The sequence below is a fragment of the Phyllobacterium sp. MT110 genome, from assembly GCF_058792715.1.
Genome location: NZ_JBXAFE010000004.1, coordinates 97787 through 123758, shown reverse-complemented (window position 1 = coordinate 123758; position 25972 = coordinate 97787). Strand labels below are relative to the sequence as shown.

Sequence of the window (25972 nt, the reverse complement as noted above, 5' to 3'; positions counted from 1 at the left end):
TAATTTGTTACTCGCGAATGCCGCATTTATACTCTTAGTCTAGGTTGCATTTCGATTTGGTGCAGCGCACAATCGTCAAAGCATCGATGGCTGGAACATTTCCAGCTGGTCGAAACTCAAAGCAGACAGAAGGAGAAGCAGATGGCCACTTTAGAAGGCGGCGCCTACGACGACGTTTTGTTTGGCTCGCGTTTTGACGATTTCATTCACGCCCATGGTGGTGATGATCTCGTCTTTGGCGGAAACGGAAACGATATAATCTTCGGCGATGAGGGCAATGACATCCTTTTCGGTGGACACGGTAACGACACCCTGTTCGGCGGTACGGGCAATGACATTCTTTTCGGCGATCAAGGCAATGACATCCTGTATGGCGGTGAAGGCGATGACATCCTTCACGGCGGCACAGGCGATGACATCCTGAGCGGCGGCGACGGAAACGATATTCTGTTCGGCGACGCTGGCAATGACATCCTGCAGGGCGGAAATGGCAATGACATTCTGTTCGGTGGTGCTGGCAACGACGTTCTTCAGGGCGGTGCCGGTAACGATTATCTCGACGGCGGTGCTGGCAACGACATCCTCTCGGGTGGTGCCGGCAACGATATCTTCCACTTCGGCGGTGGCGGCGGCAACGACGTCATCCTGGACTTTACCCCAGGTGAAGACATCCTTCAGATTTCCAAGGATATCAACGGTCTCCATATCCATTCTCCCGAGGATCTGGCCGATCGTGTTACGCAGGTTGGCAATAATGTCGTGGTCGATCTCGGCCATGGCGACAGCGTCACCCTCGTAAACACCAGCTATGACGATGTGCAGGCACATCCCGACCAGTATTTCGTCGTACATTGATTTTTGCAAAAATTGGCGTGCCCAGCTTTCCGGCCGGGCACGTTTTTCTTTCCGCTGTGGATGAAAGGGCAACGTGTTGAACCTCGACCATTCGACGGATATTGCAGGCGATACGGAGAATATTTCCATCTCGCGCCTGTGTGGCGATGTCGCTGTCGTGATCTGGGATATTCCCGGCGCGGTGCGGGCCTCGACAAAATGCACGGTTGAAGCGCCGGAACAGCTGGTTCCCCTCGTCAGCCTCAACATTCCGCTCGAAACTGGCGGCCAGCGCATCCTTTGGGTCATGCGCACCAAGGACGAACCCGTCAGTCTGACCCTGTCTGCCGGATCGCTCGGGCCAACGGAACAGACCATTCTGTATCCCGCCGATGAACTGGTATCCTTTGACGTCAACAGCGCTGTCGCCAATCTGTCCGCTGCCGGCCATATCAAGTTGCTCAACAATATTTTGAGCACATGGCGCAGCACGTTCCGGCTCTCGCAAAACCAGATCTTTGCCAGCGTGGCGCGTGAAATCATGCTGGCGCTGGCACCCGAGCCGCGCCCGGCGCGCCTGTGCGGCCAACCCGTCGACGGTCAATATCTGCTGGAAACGGCGATTGATCCGGTCCTGGGCGAAATCACCACGATCTATGCAATCAGTCCAAGCGCGGTGACGATCCTGCCGACGCGGCTTGTCATGGGAACCCAGTCGAAACGCGGCGGGCAGCCGTGTCATCTTCTGGTTGAATCCGTCCGTCCGCTGCCGCAGTCCTTGCATCTGGTGTTTTCCGGCCGTAACGGCGTTGCCGTGCGCAAGCTCTCCGAGGGAGACGGCCAGCCCGCCGATTTTGAAAAGTGGTGGGCGAAGCGTCACGGGGACATGGATCTGCGCGAGTTTCTCATCCGGGAAATGGCGCAGGCGACCGGGCCCGGGCTCGCCACGGCCATCGACATGCAGACGCGCGCGCCATTGACGGTGCGCCAGATCGCAAAGTCCGCAACCCATCCCGCCGCCGAAATCGATCTTGCCCTCGCGCTTCAGGGCGGGCTGCTGGTGGGCGGCTGGAGCCACGATCCCGCGGCCATGCTGGCGGGCATCGAATATCTTTCCGGTAACAGCGGGGCTTTGCCGCTGCAGCCCAATTTCTACAAGTTTCCCGGCAAGACGGGGGAACGGGAAGACGGGTTCGGCGCGGATGTGACCGGTTTTGTCGCCTGGCTTCCCCAGAGCAAGAACCTTGGTCCGCTGCTGCAGCCGCGTTTCCAGATGCGGCTGGCTTCCGGCGCGACGGCCGCGCTGGTGCCGCCGCTGCAGCCATTCGAAGCGTCGGCACAGCGCAACCGCATTCTGCGGGCGGTACCGCCGCAGCACGCGCGCGATCAGGTTTTCGAGAATATTCTCGCCCCTGCCCTGCAGGAGGTCGAACACAAGCTTGGCAAGACGGTGAAGGTGGCTGACACCAAGGAATACGGCGTTCTGCCGGATGCGCCTGCCGTGTCGATCGTCATTCCGCTCTATCGCAACCTGGATTTCCTGCGCTTCCAGTTTTCGGCGATGGCCACCGATCCGTGGCTCGTTGCCAATGCGGAGCTGATCTTCGTTCTGGATTCCCCCGAAATCCAGGATGATGCCGAGCACATGCTGGGCGGGCTGCATATCCTGCACGGCCTGCCCTTCCGGCTGGTGACGATGAACCGCAACAGCGGCTATGCCCGTGCCTGCAACGCCGGAGCGGGTTTCGCCAACGGGACCATGCTGGTCATGCTCAATTCCGATGTGGTGCCCTGTGCCAATGGCTGGCTCCAGGCCCTGACGCAGCCGCTGCTCGACCAGAAGAAACTGGGCGCCATCGGACCGCGCCTGTTGTTCGAGGATGGTTCGCTGCAGCACGCCGGGCTTTACTTCGCCCGCGACCAGAAAGGCATCTGGCTCAACCATCATTTCTACAAGGGCATGCCGGGCGCCTATGCGCCGGCGCGGGTTTCCCGCACCGTGCCGGGAGTGACCGGAGCCTGCCTGGTGACACGCAAGGACATTTACGATCTCGTCGGCGGTTTCACCGAGGACTATATCATAGGGGACTACGAGGACAGCGACCTGTGCCTGAAAATTCGCCAGATCGGCTTCCACATCGCCTATGCGCCTGATGTGTCGCTCTATCACTTCGAGCGGCGGTCCATCCGCCGCAGTGCCGATTACATGCGGGGGTTGGCAAGCCAGTACAATTCATGGCTGCACACCCAGCGCTGGAACGATGACATTACAGAATTGATGACGACGTACCGGGATGAAGCGGCGGAAGACACGGTTGCGCCCTTCATCGCGGCAAAGTCTGAAAGGAGCGCTGCTTGACCGACGTTGTTGCACTCAAGAAAACCGAGGCCGAGCCGATAAGCCCCGTGAACGACGAGTATGTCGACTGGCTGATGGAAGCCGTCATGCGCAACCGGTTCCTGCCCTGTCCCGATCCGGACAGTGTGTTTGTCGGCGACGGCGATTTCCAGGCGGTTGGCTCGGAGTTTCTCGGCCATTTCATCCGCAAGGGCGGATTGCGGCCGGACAGCCGCGTGCTTGATATCGGCAGCGGCATCGGCCGCATGGCGGTGCCGCTCACGCAATATATCGATGCGGCCAAGGGCAGCTATTGCGGCATCGATCCGGTGTCCGGCGGCATCAACTGGTGCCAGCAGAAGATCACCCCGGTCTATCCGAATTTCGAATTCCGCTACATGGATATCGCCCACTCCCTGTACAATCCGAAGGGAGCGATCGACGGCCTCACGCTCCGTTTGCCCTTCGAGGACAAGCAGTTCGATTTCGTCATCATGACCTCGGTCGTCACCCATCTTCCCGATGAGGAAGTCAGCGTCTACCTGCAGGAAGTGGCGCGGGTGCTTGCGCCCGGCGGGCGCCTGTTCATGACGGCGTTCGTCGTCGACAAGACGGCTGCCGACAATCCGCTGGGCAAGCGCGACAGGCGCCTGGGTTTCCAGCGCTATGACGAGGGGCCGTGCTGGTTCGTGCCGGAACTGCCGCCCCTTGCCGCCGTCGGCTTCGACGACGGGTTTCTGGATCGCGCCCTGACGCGGGCCGGGTTGCAGGTTTTCAGCAAGTCGCTCGGGCACTGGCGCGGTGTTCCCGCCGACCATTATCAGGACCTCTTCATTGCCGGTCCCGGGGGCGACAGATAATGGCCCGTGTTCTCGTTGCGGCCCACAATCATCCGTCCCTGCATCCCGGCGGCACGGAAATCTTCGCGCACGATCTTTTCCGCGCCTATCAGCGGGCGGGATGTGAAACGCTGTTTCTCGGTGCGACCAATCACATTCACCGGGAAGCGAGACCCGGCACGAGCTTTCAGAGCATCGGCGACAAGGGCGATGAAATCCTGCTGTGGTCCGGCCATTTCGACCGGTTCTTCATGAGTCAGGTCGACCTCTATGGCATTGTTCCCGACATTGTCGAACTGCTGCGGGATTTCAGGCCGGATGTCGTCCACCTGCATCACCTGCTGCTGCTGGGCGCGGAATTCCCGCATATCGTGCGCCAGACATTGCCGGAATGCCGGATTGTCCTGACCCTGCACGATTATTACCCCATCTGCCATCACGATGGCCTGATGGTGCGGACAAGCGGCAAGGAACTCTGCTACGGCGCCAGCCCGGACCGCTGCCACAGCTGTTTCAAGGACATCGCACTCGACAAGTTCGTCCTGCGCGAGCGTCATCTCAAATCGCTTCTGAGCGTGGTCGATGCCTTCGTCTCCCCCAGTGAATTTCTCAAGCAGCGCTATGTGGACTGGGGGATTGCCGCGGAACTGATCCATGTGATCCCCAACGGGCAACCCGCGCGGGCGCTTGTGGCAAAGCCGGCTGCGCCAGCCCGCAGCAAGCCTGTCTTCGGCTATTTCGGCAATCTCAACCCGTGGAAGGGCACGACCGTCCTTCTGGAGGCGGCCAGGCAGCTCATCGCGGAAGGCTTTGATTTCGAGCTGCGTGTCCATGGTGCGGCGCCATTCCAGAGTGAAACCTTTGTCGCCGATATCGACAGGCTCTTTGCCGAAACCGCGCCCTTTGTGCAGAGGCGCGGTGCCTATCGGCGCGAGGATATCGGCAATCTCATTGCGGCGGTCGATTGCGCGATCATGCCGTCAATTTGGTGGGAGAATGCGCCGCTGGTGATTCAGGAGGCGCAGGGCCAGGATTGCCCTGTCATCACCAGCAATATTGGCGGTATGGCCGAAATGATCGAGAACGGCGTCAATGGCCTGACCGTCCCCCCGAACGATCCGCTGGCACTGGCAGCTGCCATGCGGCGTATCGCCGAAGATGCCGATCTGCGTGCGCATCTTTCCCTTGGGGCACGCCACCCCGATACCATCGACACAACAGCCGGACGGTATCTTGATCTGATCGAGACGCTGCGGCCCGAACGTGTCGAGGCTGCCTGATCAATCAGAAAGGACTCTCCCATGTCCATAGTGACCAAAGTACCGACGCAGGCCTCTGTGAAGCCGACCGCCATCCCCGAACAGGATAACGCAAGACCAGCCAAGCCCGAGCCGGTGCGCGGCGAACCCCTGAAGGGCCGCGTGGATGCCGTCGATGCCGGCCGGCTGTATGGCTGGGCTTTCGATCCACAGGCGCCGGGCGCACGGTTGATCATTCGCGTCCTGCTGGATGGCAAGCCGATTGCCGAGGCGGTGGCCGACAAGGAACGTCCTGACCTGAAGCGCAACGGCGTCGGCGATGGTATTCACGCCTTTGATGTGATGCTGCCGCAGTTTGCATCGGCGCGCGCCGGTGAACTGGTCGTTATCGCCATCAGCGGCGCTGGCGTCGAGCAGGCCCTGCGCGTGCCGAAGCCGGATGAGCAGGCGGCCGAAGCGCTGATCGCCGCACCGATGACCCGCATTCTCGACAAGCTCGACATGCTCATGGCGGCCCAGCGGCAGCTGCAGGTCAGCCAGCGTTCGCTGCAGCGGCCCGCCGCCACCATCGACGGCACAGGCGGGGCAACGCCGGGCGATCTTGGCGAGGTCAGCGGCGCGATCGAAGGGCTGCGCGGCGACCTCAATCAGCGCATGACGGAACTCGACGTGCATCTGATGCGGATGGACGGTGTCGTGGCAGGGCTGGAGAAGCGCCTGGAGCTTTTGCACAAGCGCGCCGGCGGCGATGCCAGACCGCTGTTTCTGCTGTTGTTTGTTCTGGTGGGGTTTGCCGCGGGCGCGCTCATGACCGTCGGGGTTCTCCGTTGAGGGTGGCATAGATGACTCGCGACGACAAAAAACTTCTGCCTGTCCCGGCGGGCGCCAAGGCGCCGGAGCGCAATTCCATTGTCATGGAAGGCGAAATGGTCGTCGGCTGCCCGGTCGAGGATACGCTGGTGCTCATCATGGGCATCGGCGGCAATACGCCCGAACAGCTGACGGTCTTTCTCAACGGCGATCCCGCCATGAGTGTCAAAGCGACCTTCATCAACTGGCCGCTAAAGACACCGTCGCCGGCCGGCACGCACGGATTTGTCGCAATCGTGCCGACAAACGTGTTGCGCCGCGCGCAGCTCAAAACCATCATGTTTCAGCACAAGGCGAAGGTATCCCGCTATTCGTTTGCCGCCCGTGCCGCCGCTATCGGCGATCTTGCGGCCATGATCGCCGATCTTGCCGGACCGAATTTGCCGGGTGCGATCGACGGACTTGTCGAAGGGCTGATTTCCGGCCCCATCAGCCGCAAGAAACTGTCGGCTATCACCATTCTGCTGCAGGCCGGCGCCCGCTCCGATGGCGTTATCGAGCTGATCGGCGGCAGCGACGAGGGTGAGATTTTCGTGCAGGGCTGGGCACAGGACCTGACGCCCTCCGTCACGCGGCTGTTGATCAGCGGCCGTACGCCATCTCTCGCCGAATGCGCCATCGGCGTTTTCGCGCGCCCCGATGTGAGCGAGCAGGCCTCCGGTTTTGCCGGGCTGCTGCTGGCGAACGAACCCATCTCGCCCAATGATATCGAGCGCCTGTTGTTTCGCGGCCGCCGCGGCTGGCGGTTTATCGAGGTGTATGATCGCCGCCTGCTCGCCGGGTCGCGCGAAACCCCCAACCACGTGCGCGCCATTCTGCCGAACATGCGCAGTTCGACGGAGATTCTGCTCCGCCTTCGTTCTGCCGCCAACCGCTTCGACGGCACGGAAACGATATCCAGCCTGCCCTTTCCGGTGCGCATGGGCATCGACAATGTGTTTCGTGTCGAAGGCAGCGGCCTGCTTGTCTCCGGCTGGCTGCTCGACCCCGACAATCACGTCCAGGGCGTGAAGTTGCGCCGCCACCGCGGCGAAATCCAGCTGGACGGCAACTGGACCCGGGTGGACCGGGCGGATGTGACGCGGGAGTTCGACAACCAGCCGCCGTTCAATGCCGGACTGGACCCCAACCGCCATGCGCACGGTTTCGTCGCCTTTGCCCCGGAGCTTACGGGCGACAGCACGGCTCCCTTCTATATCGAGCTGGAACTCAGTGATTCCCGGCGGGCTTTCATGCCCTTGACGCCAACCCGGATCACATCGCGCGACGCGGTCGTTCGCCAGATTCGCGCCATCGATCCGAATGCCTGGGCGCTGCGCCATATCGTTGACCAGCAGCTTGTTCCGCTGCTGCGCGGCGTCAGCCGGCCCGCGCCCGAGGTTTTCGGGGTTGTCGATCTGGGCGCGTTTGAAAAAGCTGCCGGACCCGCACTGATCATCGGCGTCGATGAGCGCGTCGAGGAGATCGGTCCGCTTCTCGCCCTGCTGGCGCTTGATCCGGAGACGCGCGAGGCGCCGATTGTCGTTGCGGCTGCCACGGATATTATCGACCGCATCGGCGTGCAACTGCGCAGGCTGGCGGATTTCTACGGGCTGCGTGTCCGCCTTGTCTCCGCCAGCGGATCCGAAGATCTGTATGACGCGCTGGAAGTCGGCGCGCGGGCGGTGTCCACCGAAAGCGTGGTCTTTCTTGCCGCGTCTCTCCTGCCGCGCAGCACGGGATGGTTCCGGAAACTGCTTGCAGCCTACGATGCCCGCAAGGAATGCGTGCTGTCTCCGACCCTCGCCTATGAGGATGATTCCATTCGCTGGGCCGGAACATGGGTGGCGGGTGCGCAATCCGATCGCGCCCTGATCAGCCGCTATGCCGGCTATCCCATCGACGCCGTGGCGGGGATGGGAACAACGGAAGTGGCAACAGCGACATTCGAGTGCTGTGTCCTGCCGCGAAAGGCCTTGTTCTCCGTCAATGGTTTTACCCGCGGTTATCTTGGCACGCACGAAAAGGGCCTCGACCTTGGCCTCAAGCTCAAGCAGGCCGGTCTGAAATCCTATTGGCTGCCGTCGGCGCAGATGCTCGGGTCCGACGACATATCCGTGTCTGACAAGGCCTCGACCATTGCCCTGATCGAACGCATCGACCGGCAGGTTTTCGACGCGCGCTGGGCCAACAATCTTTCCAACAAGCGCAGTGTGTCTGCGGAGGAAACAGCATGACCGAACGGCTTCGGGTTCTGGTGATTTCCCATGCCCATCCCAGCATTTCCCTGGGAGGCGGCGAAATTGCTTCCTACAATCTGCACAAGGGGCTCAACAGCCTGCCCGGAGTCCAGTCCGTGTACCTGGCACGGGCCGGACATCCCATTCCGCGGCATGGCACCACGGCGCTGATGAGCATGCGGCGCAGCAGCGATGAAATCCTGTTCCATGCCGACGAATACGACCACTTCTATCTGTCGAACAAGAACACCGATGAAATCCGCCGCGATCTCCTGCGTTTTGTCCGCGATCTCAATCCGCAGGTCGTGCATTTCCACCATGTGCTCGGCCTCGGGCTGGAAACGCTCTATGCCATCCGCGAGGCGCTGCCCGATGCGGTCATTCTGCTGACCTTTCACGAATATCTGTCGATCTGCAACAATGACGGGCAGATGGTGAAGGCAAGCTCGGCAAAGCTGTGCAACGAGGCTTCGCCCATCGATTGCCACGCCTGCTTTCCCAATATTCCCCCCGCCCGCTTTCTCAAGCGGGAACGCTTCATCCGCGGCATGCTCGAGCTTGCCGACGCCTTTGTTTCACCCAGCGAATTCCTGGCCGGCAGGTACAAGGAGTGGGGACTTGATCCCGCCAAGCTGAGGGTGATCGAGAATGGTATCGCCATCGACAGCGTGACACCGCCGCGCGAGCTGGCGGGCCCAAGGCCGCGGCGCAACCGCTTCGCCTATTTCGGGCAGATAACGCCGTTCAAGGGCATCGACGTCCTGATCGATGCGGTGTCGCGTGTGCCCGAGGAAACATGGGGTGAGGATTCGCGCCTGATGATTTTTGGCGGCAATCTGGAGAAGCAGCCGCGCGACTTTCAGGATCGCATGCGAAAACTGATCGAGGAAGCCGGGTCGCGCGTGCGCTTTTACGGCGCCTACCAGAATGCGGAGATGCCGCGTCTCATGCAGCCCGTCGATTGGGTGGTGATGCCGTCGATCTGGTGGGAGAACTCGCCGATTGTGATCCAGGAGGCCCTGCACCATCGCCGCCCGGTGATCTGTTCCAATATCGGCGGTATGGCCGAAAAAGTCCGGGACGGGCTGGATGGTCTGCACTTCCGTGTGCGCAGCGCCGAAGACCTGGCCGACCGTTTCACCGAAGTCCTCAGCGACACCTCGATCTGGGACCGTTTGCATCAGACCATCCGGAAACCCGTGAACTATATCGACTGTGCTCAGGAACACCTTGCTCTCTATGGTGAATTGCTTAAATCTAGCCGGCAGCAGCCACTCACGATCGCTGCAAGAACTGACGTTGTTCTTTCCCAAGCAAGCTGAGGTTATCCAGCTTTCATCGCCAAAAGAAGGAATACCTCATGGCACGCGTCCTCGTAATGATCCCCGCCGGAGAAGTTTACGATCACGACAATGTCCGCTGGTACCAGCACAGCGACATTCAGCGCAGCATCGACCACTACCACAATATCGGTGATGCCTTCGTCTTTGAATCATCCCTGAAGCTCATGAACTACGAGAAGGTGGCAGAACTTCCCATTGCCGGACCGCCGATGGAGAAGATCGACCAGCTGCGCGAGGAGTATGACTATGTCATCCTGCGCGGGTCCAACTACATCAACAGGGAGATGAACTGGCGCGACACCATCCCGGTTCTCAAGCGCCTGGGGCTGCCCGTCATCGCCTTCGGTGTCGGCGCGCAGGCGCCGGTCAAGGGGCAGCTGGAACTGTCGGAGGAGTCCAAGGCGGTTTGGCGCCTCATTGCCGATTCGACCACCTCCGTTGGTGTGCGCGGCGCTTATTCCGCCCAGGTTCTCAACGATATCGGCATCAAGAATGTCCGCGTCATCGGTTGCCCCACGGCGTTCCGGCGCAACAACCAGCATCTGCGCATCAAATTGCCTGAGCTCGACACGGTGGAAAAGGTGGGTGTGACGGTCCGGCGCGAAGTCTCGCCAACCTATGCGCAGGATATCCAGCGCTATCTGACCCTGCACCGCGACCTTATCAAGGCGATGGCGAACCGCTTCGACATCACCCTGATGGCGCAGGGCGAAGTGGAAGAAAAGAAGATGGTCTTCGGCACCGACGAGCAGAAGGAAGACGCCATCGCCGCGCTGAAGGCGAACCGTTGGGTCTCGGACTGGTATTTCGACGATGCAATGGAAAAGCTCTACCGCGAGCGCATGTATTATTCCGACGTGGTCGCGGACTATGAAACGCTTGTTCGCACGCATCAGCTGGTTCTCGGCTACCGCCTGCACGGCAATCTCATGGCGCTGGCCAACGGCGTGCCGTCGATCTATTTCACCTATGACAGCCGCACGGCCGAATTCGCCGAAACCTACAAGATCCCGAGCTATGACGTCTTTGGCGGCAAGCCTTTCAGGCTGGAGGATTATTGGGATCAATCGCTTTTCGATAAATACAATCGCGCCTGGTTCGAGACTTATGGCGAGATGAATGTCTTCCTGACCGAAAATGGCGTCGATCACAAGATGACCGAGACGGGCAGGCGCGCATCGGACTCCGCCCGACGAGTCGCTTAGACAGCAAACAATCAGAATTTCCCGGGAGGAAAGCAAACTGTAGGAAAGGAAGTGTAAGACAGACTATCGACATGGCACACGCCGCTCCACCCTATCAATCTCTCAAACAAAGTTGCAGGAGTTCCTCCCCATGACTGTTCTTGTTACTGGTGGTGCCGGCTATATCGGCAGCCACATGGTGCTTGCCCTCAAGGATGCCGGCCGGCCGGTCGTGGTCCTTGACGATCTGAGTTGCGGTTTCGCCTGGCTGGTGCCGGATGATGTGCCGTTCGTGCAGGGTGATATCGGCGATCAGACGCTGGTGCGCGATCTGATCCGCCGGCACAATGTGACGGCGATCCTGCACTTCGCCGGTTCGATCGTCGTTCCCGATTCCGTGCGCGATCCGCTTTCTTATTACCGCAACAATACCGTGCAATCGCGTTCCCTGATGGAAGCAGCCATTGCCGAAGGCATCAGGCATTTCATTTTCTCGTCGACCGCCGCAATTTATGGGGAACCGGAGCGAACGCCGATCAGCGAAGATATGCCGCATCAGCCGATCTCGCCCTACGGTACGTCGAAGCTGATGACCGAGTGGATGCTGCGCGATGCGGCCGTGGCCCATCCGGAATTCAACTATGTGGCGCTGCGCTATTTCAACGTGGCGGGTGCCGACCCGCAATTGCGCTCGGGGCAGTCGTTCCCGCGTGCCACGCACCTCATCAAGATCGCCAGCCAGGCGGCGACGGGCGAGCGCTCACATATCGACGTGTATGGAACGGACTATCCGACAGCCGACGGCACCTGCATCCGCGACTATATTCATGTCAGCGACCTGGCGCAGGCGCATCTGTGCGCCCTGAACTATCTGGAGGCCGGAGGAGCCAGCACCGCAGCCAATTGCGGCTACGGCTACGGCTATTCCGTGCTTGACATCATCGACGCGGTCAAGCGCGTGTCGGGCGTCGATTTCGAGGTCCGGACCGCCCCGAGGCGCGCGGGCGATCCGGCAGTGCTGGTCGCAGGGAACGAACGTGTGCGCACCGTATTCGGTTTTGAGCCGAAACGCGCCGATCTCGATCTGATCGTCGGCGACGCCCTGGCCTGGGAGCGGCAGCTCGCCATCAGGAAGGCGCTGGAACAGTCGGAGGCACGCATCGCCGTGTAATCCCGGCACTTCGCCTGATCAGACTCGTTCCAGGGCAACCGCGATGCCCTGGCCGACGCCGATGCACATGGTGGCCAGCGCATAGCGGGCATGCCTGACGCTGAGTTCCAGTGCCGTGGTTCCGGTGATGCGTGCGCCGGACATGCCCAGGGGATGGCCAAGGGCAATCGCCCCGCCATTGGCATTGACGTGGTCGGCATCGTCCGCAAGCCCGAGTGCGCGCAGGGTGGCAAGGCCCTGCGAGGCGAAGGCTTCGTTGAGTTCGATCACGCCGAAATCCTGCGCTGTCAGGCCAAGCCGTGCGCAAAGTTTCTCGGTGGCGGCGACAGGACCGATCCCCATGATGCGCGGTGGAACACCGGCGGTCGCACCGCCGATGATGCGGGCGATGGGGGTCAGGCCGTATTTCCGCGCTGCCGCTTCCGATGCGATGATCAGCGCCGCTGCGCCGTCATTGACACCCGAAGCATTGCCCGCTGTCACCGAACCGCCCTTCCTGAAGGGCGTCGGCAGTTTGGCCAGCTGCTCGAGCGTTGTCTGCGGGCGCGGATGCTCGTCGCGGTCGACGATCACCGGGTCGCCCTTGCGCTGGGGAATGATGACGGGCGTGATTTCGCGGGCAAGCCGGCCATTGTCCATGGCCGCCCCTGCCCTTTGCTGGGAGCGCACGGCGAAAGCATCCTGATCGGCGCGCGAGACATGAAACTCCTCGGCGACATTCTCGCCGGTCTCCGGCATGGAATCGATGCCGTATTGCTGCTGCATCAGCGGGTTGACGAAGCGCCAGCCGATGGTGGTGTCGTGAATTTCCGCGTGGCGCGAAAACGCGCCTTCGGCTTTCGGCAGAACGAAGGGTGCGCGCGACATGGATTCGACGCCGCCGGCGATGGCAATCTCGATTTCCCCGGCCTTGATGGCGCGGGCCGCCGTGATCACCGCATCCATCCCCGAACCGCACAGGCGGTTCATCGTCGTGCCCGGCACCGTCACCGGCAGGCCTGCCAGAAGCAGGGACATGCGAGCCACGTTGCGGTTGTCCTCGCCCGCCTGATTGGCGCAACCATAGATGACTTCACCGATGGCTTCCCAGTCGACGGAGGGATTGCGCTGCATCAGCGCTTTCAGCGGAATTGCGCCCAGATCGTCGGTGCGGACGGAAGCTAAGGCGCCGCCGAAGCGGCCGATGGGCGTGCGGATATAGTCGCAGATATAGGCTTCAGACATCAGGCGGCCTCGTGAGCGCGTTTCGTGCGGCATTGATATCGCGCAGCACGGAAAGTTCGGTTGCAGTGGGGACTGGCGTTTCCACGATCTCCTTAGCAAACCGGACGGGCCAGCCGCAATTCTCTTCGATCTGTCCGCGTGTCACACCCCTGTGGATCGACACCACGGTCAGCTCCTTGGTGACCGGATCAGGCTCGAAAATGCATAGGTCCGTGATGACCCTGGTCGGCCCCCTGGTTTTCATGCCGAGGCGCGCGCGATGATCGCCGCCCTCGCCATGCCCCATCGAGGTGATGAAATCGAGATGATCGACAAAGCCGCGATTGGTCAGCGCCATGGTGATGAAAATCTGGCCGCAATTGCTGGCTATTTCCGGTGCGCCGCCGCCACCGGGCAGCCGCACTTTCGGTGTATCATAAGGACCGACCACCGTCGTGTTGAGATTGGCAAAGCGGTCGATCTGCGCGCCGCCGAGAAATCCGGTGGTGATGCGCCCGCCCTGCAGCCAGTAGCGGAACATTTCCGGCACCGAAACGGTGAACAAGGCGGTGTCGCAGAGTTCGCCGTCGCCGATGGAAAGCGGGAGCACATCCGGCTTGGTGCCAATGGTGCCGCTTTCGTAGATCAGCGTGATGTCAGGCGCATGGGTCAGCCGCGCCACATTGCAGGCGGCGGAGGGTGCGCCGATCCCGACAAAGCAGACATCATCATTGCTCAGCGCGCGGGCAGCCGCGATGGTCATCATTTCCGTGGGGGTGAAATCCTGGGTCATGGTCTTGCTCCTCACGCTGCATTCGCCGCACGCCGGACGGCGTGGCGGGCAAAATCTTCCGGCTTGCCGGCAAGAACGTTCTCGCTGATCCACGCGGTAAAGCTGTCGCGGTCGCGGGCGATCTTGTCCCAGGCGATGTAGAAGGCATTGGAGCGCGGATAGTAACCATGCGCATAGGAGGGGAAGGCGCCGCCCGGCACATGCACGACGGCATTGATGGCCCATCGGGGCAGGACCACAGCATTGGGCGATGGCGGATTCAATTCGTCGACGATTTCCTCCACCGTCACGATGGAACGGCTGGCGGCCAGCACCGCCTCCTTCTGCACGCCGGAGATGCCCTCGATCAGCACATTGCCCTGCCGGTCGGCACGCTGGCCATGGATGATCGACACGTCAGGACGGATGGAGGGAACGGCGGCGAGCACCTCACCGGTGAAGGGACAGGTGACCGACCGGATGTTCGGATTGACCTTGGCAAGGTCAGCGCCGATATAGCCGCGCAGCACGGCGAACGGCAGATTGGCCGCACCCGCCTCATAGGCATTGGCCATGGCCGCGTGCGAATGTTCCTCGATCTCAAGCGGCCGCGGCCACTGGTTTTCCACCGCGTCGCGGAAGCGATGCAGCGAGCCCACGCCGGGATTGCCGCCCCAGGAGAACTTCATGCCGCGCGCCGCACCGACACCGATCAGCTGGTCGTAGATGAGGTCAGGCGTCATGCGCACGAGGAACAGCTCCTTGCGGCCCTGCCGGATGATCTCGTGCCCGGCGGCATAGGGAATGAGGTGGGTAAACCCTTCCATGGCGAGCGTATCGCCATCCCTGACATTGTCCCCGATGGCTTCGGCAAGCGTGCAGATTTTTGCCACGTCTCTCTCCCTGTCGCTGTTCCCGAAGCACGGCGATCGCCGGTATCCGGTGCAAACCTCCATTTGTCCGCATGGCGTAGTCCCGTCGCGTTCCGCCCGTCAATGATTTTGTGCGTTATTTGACATTTGTTCGTATATCGCACAAATTGTGCGGAAATGCAGCGGATAAGGCAGGTGTGGATGCGTGAAACGGATTTCATCAGCGGTTTTGCCAAGGGGCTCTCCGTCATCGAGGCCTTCGACGCGGTCAATACGCGCCTGTCGATCACGGACATTGCGCGGATGACCGGGCTGGAGCGCGCCACGGCCCGCCGCTGCCTGCTGACGCTCACACAGCTTGGCTATGCGGATTATGACGGAAAATTCTTCACGCTGACGCCGCGCATCCTGCGTCTTGGCCATTCCTACCTGTCATCGACGCCCCTGCCCCGGCTGATGCAGCCCTTTCTTGATCAGTTGTCCGAAAAGACCGGTGAAAGCGCCTCGGCTTCGGTGCTCGACGGCAACGAGATCGTCTACATCGCGCGTGCCTCGCACAAGCGTGTCATGTCGATCAATCTCAATCCCGGCAGCCGCCTTCCCGCCTATTGTTCCTCCATGGGCCGGGTCCTGCTCGCGGCGATGAGCGATGACGACGCACTGCGCATCCTTGCAGGCAGCAACCGCCCAGCGAACACGCCGCGCACGAAGACCGCGCTGCCGGACCTGATGGATGAAGTGCGCACCGTCAGGGCGCAGGGCTACGCGGTGATCGACCAGGAACTGGAGATCGGGCTGTGCTCCATCGCGGTTCCCGTGCGCAACACGCGCGGCATGACCATCGCCGCCATCAATGTCGGCGCGCAGGCACCGCGCGTGACGATCGCGGAAATGATCGAGCGCTATCTGCCCGCCATGCAATCGACCCGCGATACCATCGCCGCGGTGCTGGTATGACAGGCTATAGGTTCAGACAGCCATTCTGGCGCTTTGCTCGGTGCGGTACTGCCGGGGTGTCGTGCCGGTCTCCCGGGTGAAAAACCGGGTGAAATAAGCCGGATCGGCAAAGCCGAGATCATAGGCGATCTGCTTGATACTGGCAGAGGTGAACACCAGATCGCGCTTCGCCTGATCGGCAAGGCGGCGTGCCAGCAAGCCATTGGTGCTTTGCCCCGTCGCCGCCTTGACGATGCGGTTGAGATGGGTTGCCGACAAACCGAGGTGTCCGGCATAGAATTCCGCCGGGCGATGTTCGCGGAAATGCCGGTTGACCATGATGTTCAGCAGTTTCAGGCGCTCTTCCGTACTGGAGCTTTCACCGCCGGGCGGCAGTTCCGGGGCGGTCATGCGCGCTGCCAGAAGAACGATGGATTTGAGATAGGATTCCACCAGATCGTCGTGAAAGGCGCCGCCCGATACCAGCTCGGCGCACAGGCGCTCGAGACTGTGCGTCAGAAACGCTGCATCGGCGTGATCGGGTACGAGCGAAATCAATCGCGGCGGCATGCCGGCGTCGCAGATGGTGCGGCCGGAAGACCCGAAGCGCGCGGCCAGCATGGTGATGACCATGCCATCCATATCCCGGGAAAACCGGAAGCCATGCTCGCATTGCGGCGGCACGGTGATCATGACCGGTGGCTGTATGGGATGGCTGTGCGCGCCGAAAACCGCATCGCCGGTTCCGCCGCGAAAGTACAAAATCTGAAAGAATGCCGCATGGCGATGGGTTTTGATCTCCCAATTGTGCAATTGGCTTCTGGAGGCGATTGTCTCCCAATGCAGCCAGAAATCCGGCCGTTTCGGATGGTTTTCGCCATAGAGATCATAGGTTGGTACTGCGCCGGTCATCGGTTCCTCCCGTCCCCAATGTTCAGATTGTCCTGTTTTTTGCCTGAGAAGTCCATTGTTCAGATGCGTCCTGCCGCTAGCCTTGCGCAATTATTTCATGCTGGGAGGCATCATGCGCACGCACGTGGCTATCATCGGGTCCGGACCTGCCGGGCTTCTGCTCGGTCAGCTTCTGACCCGGGCCGGTATCGACAACATCATCCTCGACCGGTCGGGCAAGGACCATATTCTGGGGCGCGTGCGCGCCGGAGTGCTGGAAGAAGGCACGGTGCGGCTGCTCGACGAGGCAGGCGCCGGCGCCCGTCTGCATGCGGAAGGCCTGCCGCATGATGGCTTTTCGCTGGCGTTCGACGGGCGCAATCATCGCATCGATCTGTTCGACCTGACGGGCGGCAAGCGGGTGACGGTGTACGGCCAGACTGAGATGACGCGGGATCTGATGCAGCAGCGCGAGGCGGGCGGTGCACCGGCATTTTACGGGGCGCAGAACGTTGCCATCCATGATTTCGACCGGGAAAAGCCGTTCGTCACCTTCGAAAAGGACGGCAAACCCTACCGCATCGATTGCGACTTCATTGCCGGGTGCGACGGATTCCATGGGGTCAGCCGCCGGTCCGTGCCGGTGGAGGCGATCCGGACGTTCGAACGCACCTACCCCTTTGGCTGGCTCGGTGTTCTGGCGGAGGTGCCCCCGGCGGCACATGAGCTGATCTATGCCAACCATCCACGCGGCTTTGCACTGTGCTCGATGCGCTCCCTGACGCGCAGCCGCTATTACGTGCAGTGCCCGCTGGACGACAAAGTGGAGGACTGGTCCGACGACCGGTTCTGGGACGAGTTGCGGCGCCGGCTGCCGGAAGAGGATGCGGCCGCCGTCACAACAGGCCCGTCATTTGAAAAGTCCATCGCGCCGCTTCGCTCGTTCGTGGCCGAACCCATGCGCTTCGGCCGCCTGTTCCTGGCTGGCGATGCCGCCCACATCGTGCCGCCGACGGGAGCAAAGGGCCTCAATCTGGCGGCCAGTGACGTGCATTATCTCTTCGAAGGCCTGCGCGACTATTATGCCGATAAGAGCACGGCGGCCCTTGACGACTATTCGCGTCGTGCACTCTTGCGCGTGTGGAAAGCCGTCCGGTTTTCCTGGTCGATGACGATGCTGATGCATCGCTTTCCCGATACCGGCGAATTCGGCCAGAAAATACAGGAGGCCGAACTCGATTATCTCACCCACTCCCGGGCGGCATCGACCGCGCTTGCCGAGAACTATGTGGGACTGCCGTTTTAGGTTATTGCTTCGGTTCCACCGCCCGCATATGCGTGCCTGAAGAACACGCCCGAAACCGGAAATTCCCATGACCGCGACAACAAATCCGCCGGACGCGATGCTTGTGCCGCCACAACTGCAAGCTCTTGTTGCAGGCTACAGCTGGAACCGCGATGCGCTCGGCTGTTCCGATGCGCAGGTTTTCATGCTGCAAGGCGAAGGCTTGCCACGGCTCTTCATCAAGGTCGAAGCCGTTAGCCCTTACGGTGAGTTGCCCGATGAGGCGGCGCGGCTTCGCTGGCTGTCCTCCCGCGATATGCCCTGCCCCGATGTTCTCTTCGAGGGCGCCCATGCCGGCAACTTCTGGCTGTTGATGAGCGGGGTTCCCGGTGAAGATCTTGCCTCGGCCGGTTCTTTGTCCATCGAAACGCGCATCCGGATTTTTGCCGGAGCGCTGCGCCAGTTGCATGCGCTTGATCCCGCGACCTGTCCGTTCGATCACCGGCTTGACGGGCGCATTGAAGTGGCGCGGGCCCGCATGCAGGCCGGGCTGGTGGACGAGGCGGATTTCGACGACGATATGCTGGGAAAGACGGCATCCGAACTTTTCAGCCGGCTTGTGGCGGAAAGGCCCGAGACAGCGGATGTCATCGTGACCCACGGCGATGCCTGCCTGCCGAATTTCATGGCCGGGAATGGCATCTTCACCGGCTATATCGACTGCGGCCGGCTTGGTCTTGCCGATCGCTACCAGGATATTGCGCTGGCGTGCCGCAGCATTGCGGATAATTTCGGCGACGAGAGGGTGAAGCTTTTTCTGGATTGCTACGGCCTGATGCAGGCCGATCCGGCAAAGCTGGCTTATTACCGGCTGCTCGACGAGTTTTTCTGATCCGGTTTCATCTCTCCTGCCGCCTCGCGGATGGTCTGCATCAGGATCATCAGCGGCAATGACGGGGTAACGTCCGCGCGGGTTGTCAAGCCAACCGGTCCCTTGGTCTCGGTCGTGTCGATGGGCAGCAGCGCAAGCGCCCCGTCGGCGACGTCCCCGGCAACCACCCCTGCCGAAATGATCCACACCGCCTGATGGGAGCGGACGAAAGCCCGGCCAAAAGCGTCGGAGACCGTCTCGATCTGATGCGGCAGCTTGGCCACGCCGTTGGCAATGAGAAACCGGTCGACGAAAGGCCGGATGATGGATGCCCGCGTCGGCATCAGCACGGGGAATTCGGCAAGGCGGTTGAAAATGTCCTCGCTGGTATTGAGCAGCGGATGGCGGGCACTGACGGCAAACACCACCTGTTCGGAATAGAGATGTTCGAAGGAAAAGCCGGTCATTTTTTCCGGCGCCGCCAGCCGTCCGACCACGAGGTCAAGATCGCCGAGCCGCAATTGCTCGAGCAGCACGGCATTTTCGCCGGTGACGATTTTCAGCCGGCTCTGTGTCTTCTCCTGCAGGAACAGGCTGATGGCCTGCGGCATGATGCGGGTGGAAACCGTCGGCAAGGCGCCCACCCGGACGGGAATCCCCTCGCCCGACTGCTCGTTGCTGACGGAATCGATGCCCTGCCGCAGCGCGGTGATCGCCGCTCCGGCATAGCGCAGGAAAACCTCGCCGAACCGGGTGATGCGGATGCCGCGCCCGTCACGCTCGAACATGGCAACCCCGAGCACCTCTTCCATTTCTCGAATGGTTTTGGTTACGGCGGGTTGGCTGATATGAAGAATTGCCGCCGCCTTCATCACGCTTTTCTGGCGGGCAACTTCAAGAAAAGTCTGCAGGTGGCGGAACTTGATGCGGCCGTCGATCATATATTTCATAACCCCGGGGTTAAGCGAATGCGGCAAGATATCATTTTACTGAACCAAATGCATAATCCATTATCGACATAACTGACCGGGAGGATTTCGGTGCAATTTGCTCACATCAATGGCGTCACGCTGCATTACCAGTTGATCAGCGCGCCCGCAGGCAAGCCCGTGCTGGTTTTCGCCAATTCCCTCGGTACGGATTTTCGCATCTGGCGTGACGTGATCGTGCGTCTGGTCGGCGAGTTTGCCATCGTCACCTATGACATGCGCGGACATGGCCTTTCCGGTCTGGGTACGCCTCCTTACAGCATCGATGATCATGTCGGTGATCTCGCGGGTTTGCTCGACTACCTCTCGGTCAAGGATGCCGTTGTCTGCGGTCTGTCCGTCGGCGGGCTCGTGGCGCAGGGACTTTATGCCACGCGGCCCGAACTCGTGCAGGCTCTGGTCCTGTGCGATACCGCGCACAGGATCGGCACGGCCGAATTCTGGAATGCGCGCATCGATGCCGTGACCCGGAATGGCATCGCATCCATTGCCGACACGATCCTGCAGCGCTGGTTCACCCCGGCCTTCCACCGGGAGCGGGCCAATGATCTGACCGGCTACCGCAACATGCTCATCCGCCAGCCTGCCGATGGCTATGGCGGTACCTGCGCGGCGCTGCGCGATGCGGATTTCACCGAAGCTGCAAAGCGCATTGCGGTGCCGGCCATCTGCATTGTTGGGGATCAGGACGGTTCGACGCCGCCGGATCTGGTGCTCGAACTGGCAAAGCTCATCCCGCGTGCGCGCTATGAAGTGATCAAGGATGCCGGCCATATTCCCTGTGTCGAACAGCCGGAAACGCTGGTCGCCGTGATCAGGGCCTTTGTCGACGAATTCAAGCTTGGAGGGAAATCATGACGGATACGGCTGCCCCATCGCGTCGTTATCTGCAGGGCATGGCCACGCGCCGCGTCGTGCTGGGCGAAGAGCATGTCAACCGGGTGGAAACCACCAAGACCGATTTCGATCAGCCCTTCCAGGAACTGATCACAGAGGCGGCGTGGGGTCATGTCTGGTCGCGGCCCGGCTGGACGAAGCGCGAACGCTCGATTGTCACCATCGCGCTTTTGGCCGCGCTCGGCCAGGATGACGAATTGACCATGCATATCCGCGCGACGGCCAATACGGGCGCGACACAGGACGATATTTGCGAAGCCCTGCTGCATGTTGCAATTTATGCGGGTGTTCCGGCGGCAAACCATGCCATCAAGCTGGCAAAGCAGGTCTATAAGGAACTCGAGGCCGAACGGGCCGCGTGACGGGAGGCAACTGTGTCCAATAGAAAACCGGAAACCGGAGCATTCTTCCAGCGCGACAGGCAATGGCATCCGCCCGCCTATACGCCGGATTACAAGACAAGTGTTGTCCGCTCGCCGCAACGAGCGCTGTTGTCGCTCGACAATACGTTGTCGGAAATCACTGGTCCCGTGTTCGGGCATGCGCTGCTCGGCGAACTGGATGCGGACCTGATCCACAATTTTGCCCGGCCGGGTGAAAGCGCCATCGGCCAGCGCATCATCGTGCATGGCCGTGTGGTGGACGAGCGCGGTCTCGGTGTGGCGGGTGCGCTGCTCGAATTCTGGCAGGCCAATGCCGGCGGACGCTACCGCCACAAGCGCGAAGGCTATCTCGCGGCGCTCGATCCGAACTTTGGCGGCTGCGGCCGGACCATCACGGACGAGGATGGCTATTACCGGTTTCGCACGGTCAAGCCCGGCGCCTATCCCTGGCCGAACGGCGTCAATGACTGGCGTCCGGCCCATATCCATTTTTCCGTTTTCGGGCACGGATTTGCCCAGCGGTTGATTACGCAGATGTATTTCGAGGGTGATCCGATGATCTGGCAATGCCCCATCGTCAAATCGATCCCCGACAAGGCGGCCATCGAGCAATTGATCGCTGCGCTCGACCGTCAGAACACCATCCCCATGGATGCGCGCGCCTACAAGTTTGATATCGTGCTGCGCGGGCGCCGTTCCACGCTGTTCGAGAACCGGATGGAGGGCAATTGATGGTTCAGTCTCTGGGTTTTCTCAAGGAAACGCCGTCGCAGACCGCCGGACCCTATGTGCATATCGGCTGCACGCCGAATTTCTCGGGGATCACGGGCGTTTATGATACCGATCTTGGTGTTGCCATGGTCAATGACCGGACGCTGGGCGAGCGCATCACCCTGCGCGGCCGGATTTTTGACGGAACCGGCACGCCGCTGCACGATGCGCTGGTGGAAATCTGGCAGGCGGATGCTGCGGGACTGTACAACAGCCCCTCGGAAATGCGCGGTACAGCCGATGTGAATTTCACCGGATGGGGCCGCTGCCCGACGAATATGGAAACCGGCGAATATGTGTTCGAGACGATCAGGCCCGGCCGTGTGCCCTATAAGGACGGCAGGCTGATGGCACCGCATGTGACGCTGTGGATCGTGGCACGCGGCATCAATATCGGCCTGCAGACCCGGCTCTATTTTGCCGATGAAGAGGCCGCGAACGCCGAAGACCCGGTGCTGCAGCGCATCGAGCACCGCAACCGCGTGCCGACGCTTCTCGCGCGCCGGGAAGGATCGGCCTATCATTTCGATATCCATCTGCAGGGGGAGAAGGAAACTGTCTTCTTCGATATCTGACCGATGAGTATCTCGCCCTTCGATCATCCGTTTCTCTCCGGCCTTCTCGGCGCGCAAGCGGCGGCGGACTGGTTTTCCGCCAGCGCCGATATTGCCGCCATGCTCGATTTCGAGGCCGCACTGGCGCAGGCACAGGGGGATGAAGCGGTCATCTCCGCCGATGCCGCGCGGGCAATTGCAACAGCCTGCCGGTCTTTCGTGCCTGATATGATGGCCTTGAAGGGCGCGACCGCCCGCGACGGTGTCGTCGTGCCGGAACTGATGCGGCAGCTGCGGGCTGTCATTCCCGAGGAACATCGGAACGCCCTGCATTTCGGCGCAACCAGTCAGGATGTCATCGATACGAGCCTGATGATCCGGCTGAAGCCTGCCATTGCCTGTCTTGGCGAGGGGATGGACGACGTGATTGCGGGGTTGGATCGGCTCGAGGCTGCCTTTGGCGCAAACAGCCTGATGGGGCATACACGCATGCAGGCGGCTATGCCCATTACCGTGCATGACCGCATCGACGCGTGGCGGGCACCCTTGTTTCGCGACAGGGAACGGCTCACCTTTCTCACCCGGTCTTTTCCGGTCATTCAATTCGGAGGCGCAGCGGGCACGCTGGAAAAGCTTGGTGATAAGGCGAATGCCGTTCGACAGCGCCTTGCTGCGGCGCTTGGCCTGCATGACGCGCCGCAGTGGCACAGCCAGCGCGACCGTATCGCCGATTTCGCCGGTTTCCTTTCGCTCGTGACGGGCAGCCTGGGGAAAATCGGGCAGGATATTGCCCTGCTTGCACAATCCGGCGGCGAGATCAGCCTTCGTGGCGGGGGAAGTTCATCGGCGATGCCGCACAAGCAGAATCCGGTTCAGGCTGAACTGCTTGTCACACTCGCCCGCTACAACGCCACGCAGCTTTCCGGCATGCATCAGGCGCTGGTGCATGAGCAGGAGCGGTCCGGCGCGGCCTGGACACTGGAGTGGATGATCCTGCCGTCCATGGTCATGGCATCAGCGACATCGCAGCAGGCGACGAGCGGCCTGTTGTCTTCCATAACGAGGCTCGGAAACGGCAAGTCGCCGGAAAAATCATAACTCAGGGATTATGCAATAGCGCATAGTTTTCATTTTACATTACCAACCGGTATGAGACATTGAACGAAACATTCCAAACGGACCAGATGAGGAGAATGATCTGGCCGGCAGGGGATCAAAGGGAGGAATGATGAAAAAGCTTATTCTGGCTGCAGCGGCAGCCGTCCTGCTTGGCGGCGCGGCCTATGCCGATGTGATCAAGATTGGCGTGGTCGGCCCGTTCTCGGGCCCGTTCGCCATTCAGGGCAAGAACTTCAAGGCCGGCATTGACGCCTATATCGCCACCCATGGCAACAAGATCGGCAATGACACCATCGAAGTGCTGTACCGCGACGTGCCGCAGGCCGATCCCGCGCAATCAAAGGCGCTGGCACAGGAACTGGTGGTGAAGGAAGGCGTGCAGTATCTCGCGGGCTTCTATTTCACCCCCGATGCCATGGCTGTCACGCCGCTGCTGCAGCAGGCCAATGTGCCGCTGGTGGTTATGAATGCGGCGACATCGGCCATTGTCACTAAGAGCCCCTATGTGGTGCGCACATCGTTCACCACCTGGCAGACATCCGCACCCATGGCCAAAATCGCCCGCGAGCGCGGTATCGAGAAAGCCATCACCGTGGTCAGCGATTACGGGCCGGGCGTGGATGCGGAAAACGCGTTCAAGACCACCTTCGAGAAGGAGGGCGGCAAGGTCGTCGAATCCATCCGCATGCCGCTGTCGACCAATGATTTCAGCCCGGTCATGCAGCGCGTGCGCAATTCCGGGGCGCAGGCCGTCTTTGCTTTCCTGCCATCGGGTCCGACGACGCTGGGTTTTGTCAAAGCGTATAATGAGAACGGCCTGAAGGAAGCGGGTGTGCAGTTTCTTGCGCCCGGCGATCTGACGCAGGAATCCGATCTGCCGGCGCTTGGCGATGCGGCGCTCGGTATCCTCACCACGTTCCATTATGCCATTGCGCATGACTCGCCCGAGAACAGGGCCTTTGTCGAGGCGGCGCGCAAGGCCATCGGCAATCCGGCGGAACTCTCATTCCCTTCAGTCGGCGCCTATGACGGCATGCATGTCATCTACAAGATGATCGAAGCCACCGGCGGCAAGCAGGATGCCAAGAAGGCCGTCGATGCGGTGAAGGGCCTTGCCTGGGAAAGCCCGCGCGGGCCGGTGTCCATCGATCCGGAAACCCGGCACATCACGCAGAACATCTATCTGCGCGAAGTCGCCAAGGGCAGCGACGGCGCCTATTACAACAAGGAAATCAAGACATTCGAGAAACAGCCCGACCCCGGTCTGGCTGCGGCCAAGTAGGCGATAGCCGATGCGAAATCTATCTGATTCAGGCGCCCCTCTCTGTCCCGCCGGACATCTCCCCCACAAGGGGGGAGATCAGCCTGCATCACTGTTTCAGTCAGTTCTGAGACATCACAAAGTCAGTACAAGTGCAGATGTCGATGTGATCTCCCCCCTTGTGGGGGAGATGGGCGGAAGCCCAGAGGAGGGTGATAGCCTTCTTTCCGTGACCGGGATGATCTGATGCAGGTTTTCTTCAGCATAGGCGTCGATGCGCTCGCCTACGGGATGGTGCTTTTCATCATCTCCATAGGGCTGTCCGTGACCATGGGGCTGATGCGCGTCGTCAATCTCGCCCATGGCGCCTTCGCCATGATCGGCGGCTATATCGCGTCCTATGCGGCGCGCGATCTGGGCCTCGGCTACGGTTTTGCCATCGTTCTTGCCGTCATCGGTACGATCGTCATCGCCATTCCGCTGGAGCGCTTCCTCTATCGCCGCATCTATGGCGCGCCGGAACTGACGCAGGTGCTGATGACCATCGGCATCACGTTCTGCGTCATCGGCCTTGCCAATTATGTCTTTGGCCCGACATTGAAAACCATTCCCCTTCCCGCCGACCTGCAGGGTCCGGTCAATCTCGGCTTCCGTACCATTGCCGCCCACAAGCTGTTTGCCATTGGCTGCGGCGTCGCCGTGGCGCTCGGCCTGTGGTTCCTCATCGAGCGCACCTCGTTCGGGGTCAAGCTGCGCGCCTCCGTCGACAACACTGCCATGGCCGCTTCGCTCGGCGTGCGCACGCGGATCGTTTATGCCGCAAGCTTTGCCCTCGCCGTGGGGCTTGCCGCCTTCGGCGGCGTGATCGGTGCGGAGCTTTTGCCCGTCGAGCCCTATTATGCGCTGCGCTATATGGTGACCTTCCTCGTTGTCGTTTCGGTCGGCGGTGCCGGTTCCATTCCGGGCGCCCTCATTGCCTGCCTTCTGCTTGGCGCCATCGACACGACAGGACGCTATCTCGTGCCTGAATATGGCGAATTCTTCTTCTATCTCGCGGTGATTGCCATCGTCTGGGTGTTTCCGCGCGGCCTTCTCGGAAGGGCGAAATGAC

General features: G+C 61.1%; 23 protein-coding genes and 1 pseudogene. 19 read left to right on the top strand and 5 right to left on the bottom strand.

Annotation, left to right across the window (positions count from 1 at the left end; all coding sequences use genetic code 11):
- Window positions 1-141 precede the first annotated feature (141 nt).
- The 9 genes from AC1Q5O_RS18440 to galE all read left to right on the top strand — a co-directional run bounded on the left by AC1Q5O_RS18440 (window position 142) and on the right by galE (window position 12057).
- On the top strand, window positions 142-855 hold the full coding sequence (locus tag AC1Q5O_RS18440; RefSeq protein WP_492564954.1) for a calcium-binding protein: 714 nt from the start codon (window positions 142-144) through the stop codon (window positions 853-855).
- Between the two features lie 76 nt (window positions 856-931).
- Entirely contained in the window at window positions 932-3193 is a 2262-nt protein-coding gene (locus tag AC1Q5O_RS18435) for a glycosyltransferase family 2 protein (RefSeq protein ID WP_492565290.1), read from the top strand.
- Window positions 3190-4032: a class I SAM-dependent methyltransferase gene (locus AC1Q5O_RS18430; RefSeq protein ID WP_492564953.1), complete on the top strand. Its 843-nt coding sequence runs from the start codon at window positions 3190-3192 to the stop codon at window positions 4030-4032. The genes AC1Q5O_RS18435 and AC1Q5O_RS18430 overlap by 4 nt, the downstream gene beginning before the upstream one ends.
- Window positions 4029-5291, top strand: coding sequence for a glycosyltransferase family 4 protein (locus AC1Q5O_RS18425; protein ID WP_492565288.1), 1263 nt, complete (start codon window positions 4029-4031; stop codon window positions 5289-5291). The genes AC1Q5O_RS18430 and AC1Q5O_RS18425 overlap by 4 nt, the downstream gene beginning before the upstream one ends.
- A gap of 21 nt (window positions 5292-5312) precedes the next feature.
- Window positions 5313-6101: a hypothetical protein gene (locus tag AC1Q5O_RS18420; protein WP_464664317.1), complete on the top strand. Its 789-nt coding sequence runs from the start codon at window positions 5313-5315 to the stop codon at window positions 6099-6101.
- 11 nt (window positions 6102-6112) lie between these two features.
- On the top strand, window positions 6113-8356 hold the full coding sequence (locus tag AC1Q5O_RS18415) for a hypothetical protein (protein WP_492564951.1): 2244 nt from the start codon (window positions 6113-6115) through the stop codon (window positions 8354-8356).
- Window positions 8353-9681, top strand: coding sequence for a glycosyltransferase family 4 protein (locus AC1Q5O_RS18410; RefSeq protein WP_492564949.1), 1329 nt, complete (start codon window positions 8353-8355; stop codon window positions 9679-9681). Before AC1Q5O_RS18415 ends, AC1Q5O_RS18410 begins: the two co-directional genes overlap by 4 nt.
- 38 nt (window positions 9682-9719) lie before the next feature.
- Window positions 9720-10907: a polysaccharide pyruvyl transferase family protein gene (locus AC1Q5O_RS18405; RefSeq protein ID WP_403184766.1), complete on the top strand. Its 1188-nt coding sequence runs from the start codon at window positions 9720-9722 to the stop codon at window positions 10905-10907.
- A 130-nt stretch (window positions 10908-11037) separates the two neighbouring features.
- Window positions 11038-12057, top strand: coding sequence for a UDP-glucose 4-epimerase GalE (gene galE, locus AC1Q5O_RS18400; protein WP_492564946.1), 1020 nt, complete (start codon window positions 11038-11040; stop codon window positions 12055-12057).
- 18 nt (window positions 12058-12075) lie between these two features.
- Here galE and pcaF read toward each other — a convergent pair whose 3' ends face one another.
- From pcaF to AC1Q5O_RS18385, 3 genes and pseudogenes are all read right to left on the bottom strand, one after another.
- The gene (pcaF, locus tag AC1Q5O_RS18395) at window positions 12076-13281 is read right to left on the bottom strand and encodes a 3-oxoadipyl-CoA thiolase (RefSeq protein WP_492564944.1); all 1206 of its coding nucleotides are present in this window, start codon (window positions 13279-13281) and stop codon (window positions 12076-12078) included.
- Window positions 13281-14053, bottom strand: a pseudogene (locus AC1Q5O_RS18390) (CoA-transferase subunit beta). Before AC1Q5O_RS18390 ends, pcaF begins: the two are co-directional and overlap by 1 nt.
- Window positions 14054-14064: 11 nt before the next feature.
- The gene (locus AC1Q5O_RS18385; RefSeq protein ID WP_492564942.1) at window positions 14065-14925 is read right to left on the bottom strand and encodes a CoA transferase subunit A; all 861 of its coding nucleotides are present in this window, start codon (window positions 14923-14925) and stop codon (window positions 14065-14067) included.
- A gap of 180 nt (window positions 14926-15105) precedes the next feature.
- Here AC1Q5O_RS18385 and AC1Q5O_RS18380 point away from each other — a divergent pair, with 180 nt between their 5' ends.
- Window positions 15106-15861, top strand: coding sequence for an IclR family transcriptional regulator (locus AC1Q5O_RS18380; RefSeq protein WP_492564940.1), 756 nt, complete (start codon window positions 15106-15108; stop codon window positions 15859-15861).
- Between the two features lie 12 nt (window positions 15862-15873).
- Here the strand turns inward: AC1Q5O_RS18380 and AC1Q5O_RS18375 are convergent, their stop codons facing one another.
- A complete protein-coding gene (locus AC1Q5O_RS18375; RefSeq protein WP_492564938.1) occupies window positions 15874-16752 on the bottom strand; it encodes a helix-turn-helix domain-containing protein in 879 nt (292 codons plus the stop codon).
- A gap of 112 nt (window positions 16753-16864) precedes the next feature.
- Here AC1Q5O_RS18375 and pobA point away from each other — a divergent pair, with 112 nt between their 5' ends.
- Together pobA and AC1Q5O_RS18365 are read left to right on the top strand one after the other, a co-directional pair.
- Window positions 16865-18037, top strand: a complete 1173-nt coding sequence (gene pobA, locus AC1Q5O_RS18370) for a 4-hydroxybenzoate 3-monooxygenase (RefSeq protein ID WP_492564937.1) — start codon at window positions 16865-16867, stop codon at window positions 18035-18037.
- 97 nt (window positions 18038-18134) lie between these two features.
- Window positions 18135-18908 carry an APH(3')-II family aminoglycoside O-phosphotransferase gene (locus AC1Q5O_RS18365; RefSeq protein ID WP_492565286.1) on the top strand — a complete coding sequence of 258 codons (774 nt, stop codon included), beginning with the start codon at window positions 18135-18137 and terminating at the stop codon, window positions 18906-18908.
- Here the strand turns inward: AC1Q5O_RS18365 and pcaQ are convergent.
- Window positions 18881-19828, bottom strand: coding sequence for a pca operon transcription factor PcaQ (gene pcaQ, locus AC1Q5O_RS18360; protein WP_492564936.1), 948 nt, complete (start codon window positions 19826-19828; stop codon window positions 18881-18883). The genes AC1Q5O_RS18365 and pcaQ overlap by 28 nt on opposite strands.
- A gap of 99 nt (window positions 19829-19927) precedes the next feature.
- Here pcaQ and pcaD point away from each other — a divergent pair, with 99 nt between their 5' ends.
- From pcaD to AC1Q5O_RS18325, 7 genes are all read left to right on the top strand, one after another.
- A complete protein-coding gene (gene pcaD, locus AC1Q5O_RS18355) occupies window positions 19928-20734 on the top strand; it encodes a 3-oxoadipate enol-lactonase (RefSeq protein WP_492564935.1) in 807 nt (268 codons plus the stop codon).
- Window positions 20731-21135 carry a 4-carboxymuconolactone decarboxylase gene (gene pcaC / locus AC1Q5O_RS18350; protein WP_464664296.1) on the top strand — a complete coding sequence of 135 codons (405 nt, stop codon included), beginning with the start codon at window positions 20731-20733 and terminating at the stop codon, window positions 21133-21135. Before pcaD ends, pcaC begins: the two co-directional genes overlap by 4 nt.
- A gap of 12 nt (window positions 21136-21147) precedes the next feature.
- A complete protein-coding gene (gene pcaH / locus AC1Q5O_RS18345; RefSeq protein WP_346305947.1) occupies window positions 21148-21888 on the top strand; it encodes a protocatechuate 3,4-dioxygenase subunit beta in 741 nt (246 codons plus the stop codon).
- Complete coding sequence (gene pcaG / locus AC1Q5O_RS18340) at window positions 21888-22502, top strand: protocatechuate 3,4-dioxygenase subunit alpha (RefSeq protein WP_492564932.1); 615 nt, start codon at window positions 21888-21890, stop codon at window positions 22500-22502. The genes pcaH and pcaG overlap by 1 nt, the downstream gene beginning before the upstream one ends.
- A gap of 3 nt (window positions 22503-22505) precedes the next feature.
- Complete coding sequence (locus tag AC1Q5O_RS18335) at window positions 22506-23579, top strand: 3-carboxy-cis,cis-muconate cycloisomerase (RefSeq protein ID WP_492564931.1); 1074 nt, start codon at window positions 22506-22508, stop codon at window positions 23577-23579.
- A 130-nt stretch (window positions 23580-23709) separates the two neighbouring features.
- Window positions 23710-24882 (top strand): ABC transporter substrate-binding protein, encoded by a 1173-nt coding sequence (locus AC1Q5O_RS18330; RefSeq protein ID WP_105735366.1) that lies wholly within the window; start codon window positions 23710-23712, stop codon window positions 24880-24882.
- 225 nt (window positions 24883-25107) lie between these two features.
- The gene (locus tag AC1Q5O_RS18325; protein ID WP_492564928.1) at window positions 25108-25971 is read left to right on the top strand and encodes a branched-chain amino acid ABC transporter permease; all 864 of its coding nucleotides are present in this window, start codon (window positions 25108-25110) and stop codon (window positions 25969-25971) included.
- Window position 25972 lies beyond the last annotated feature (1 nt).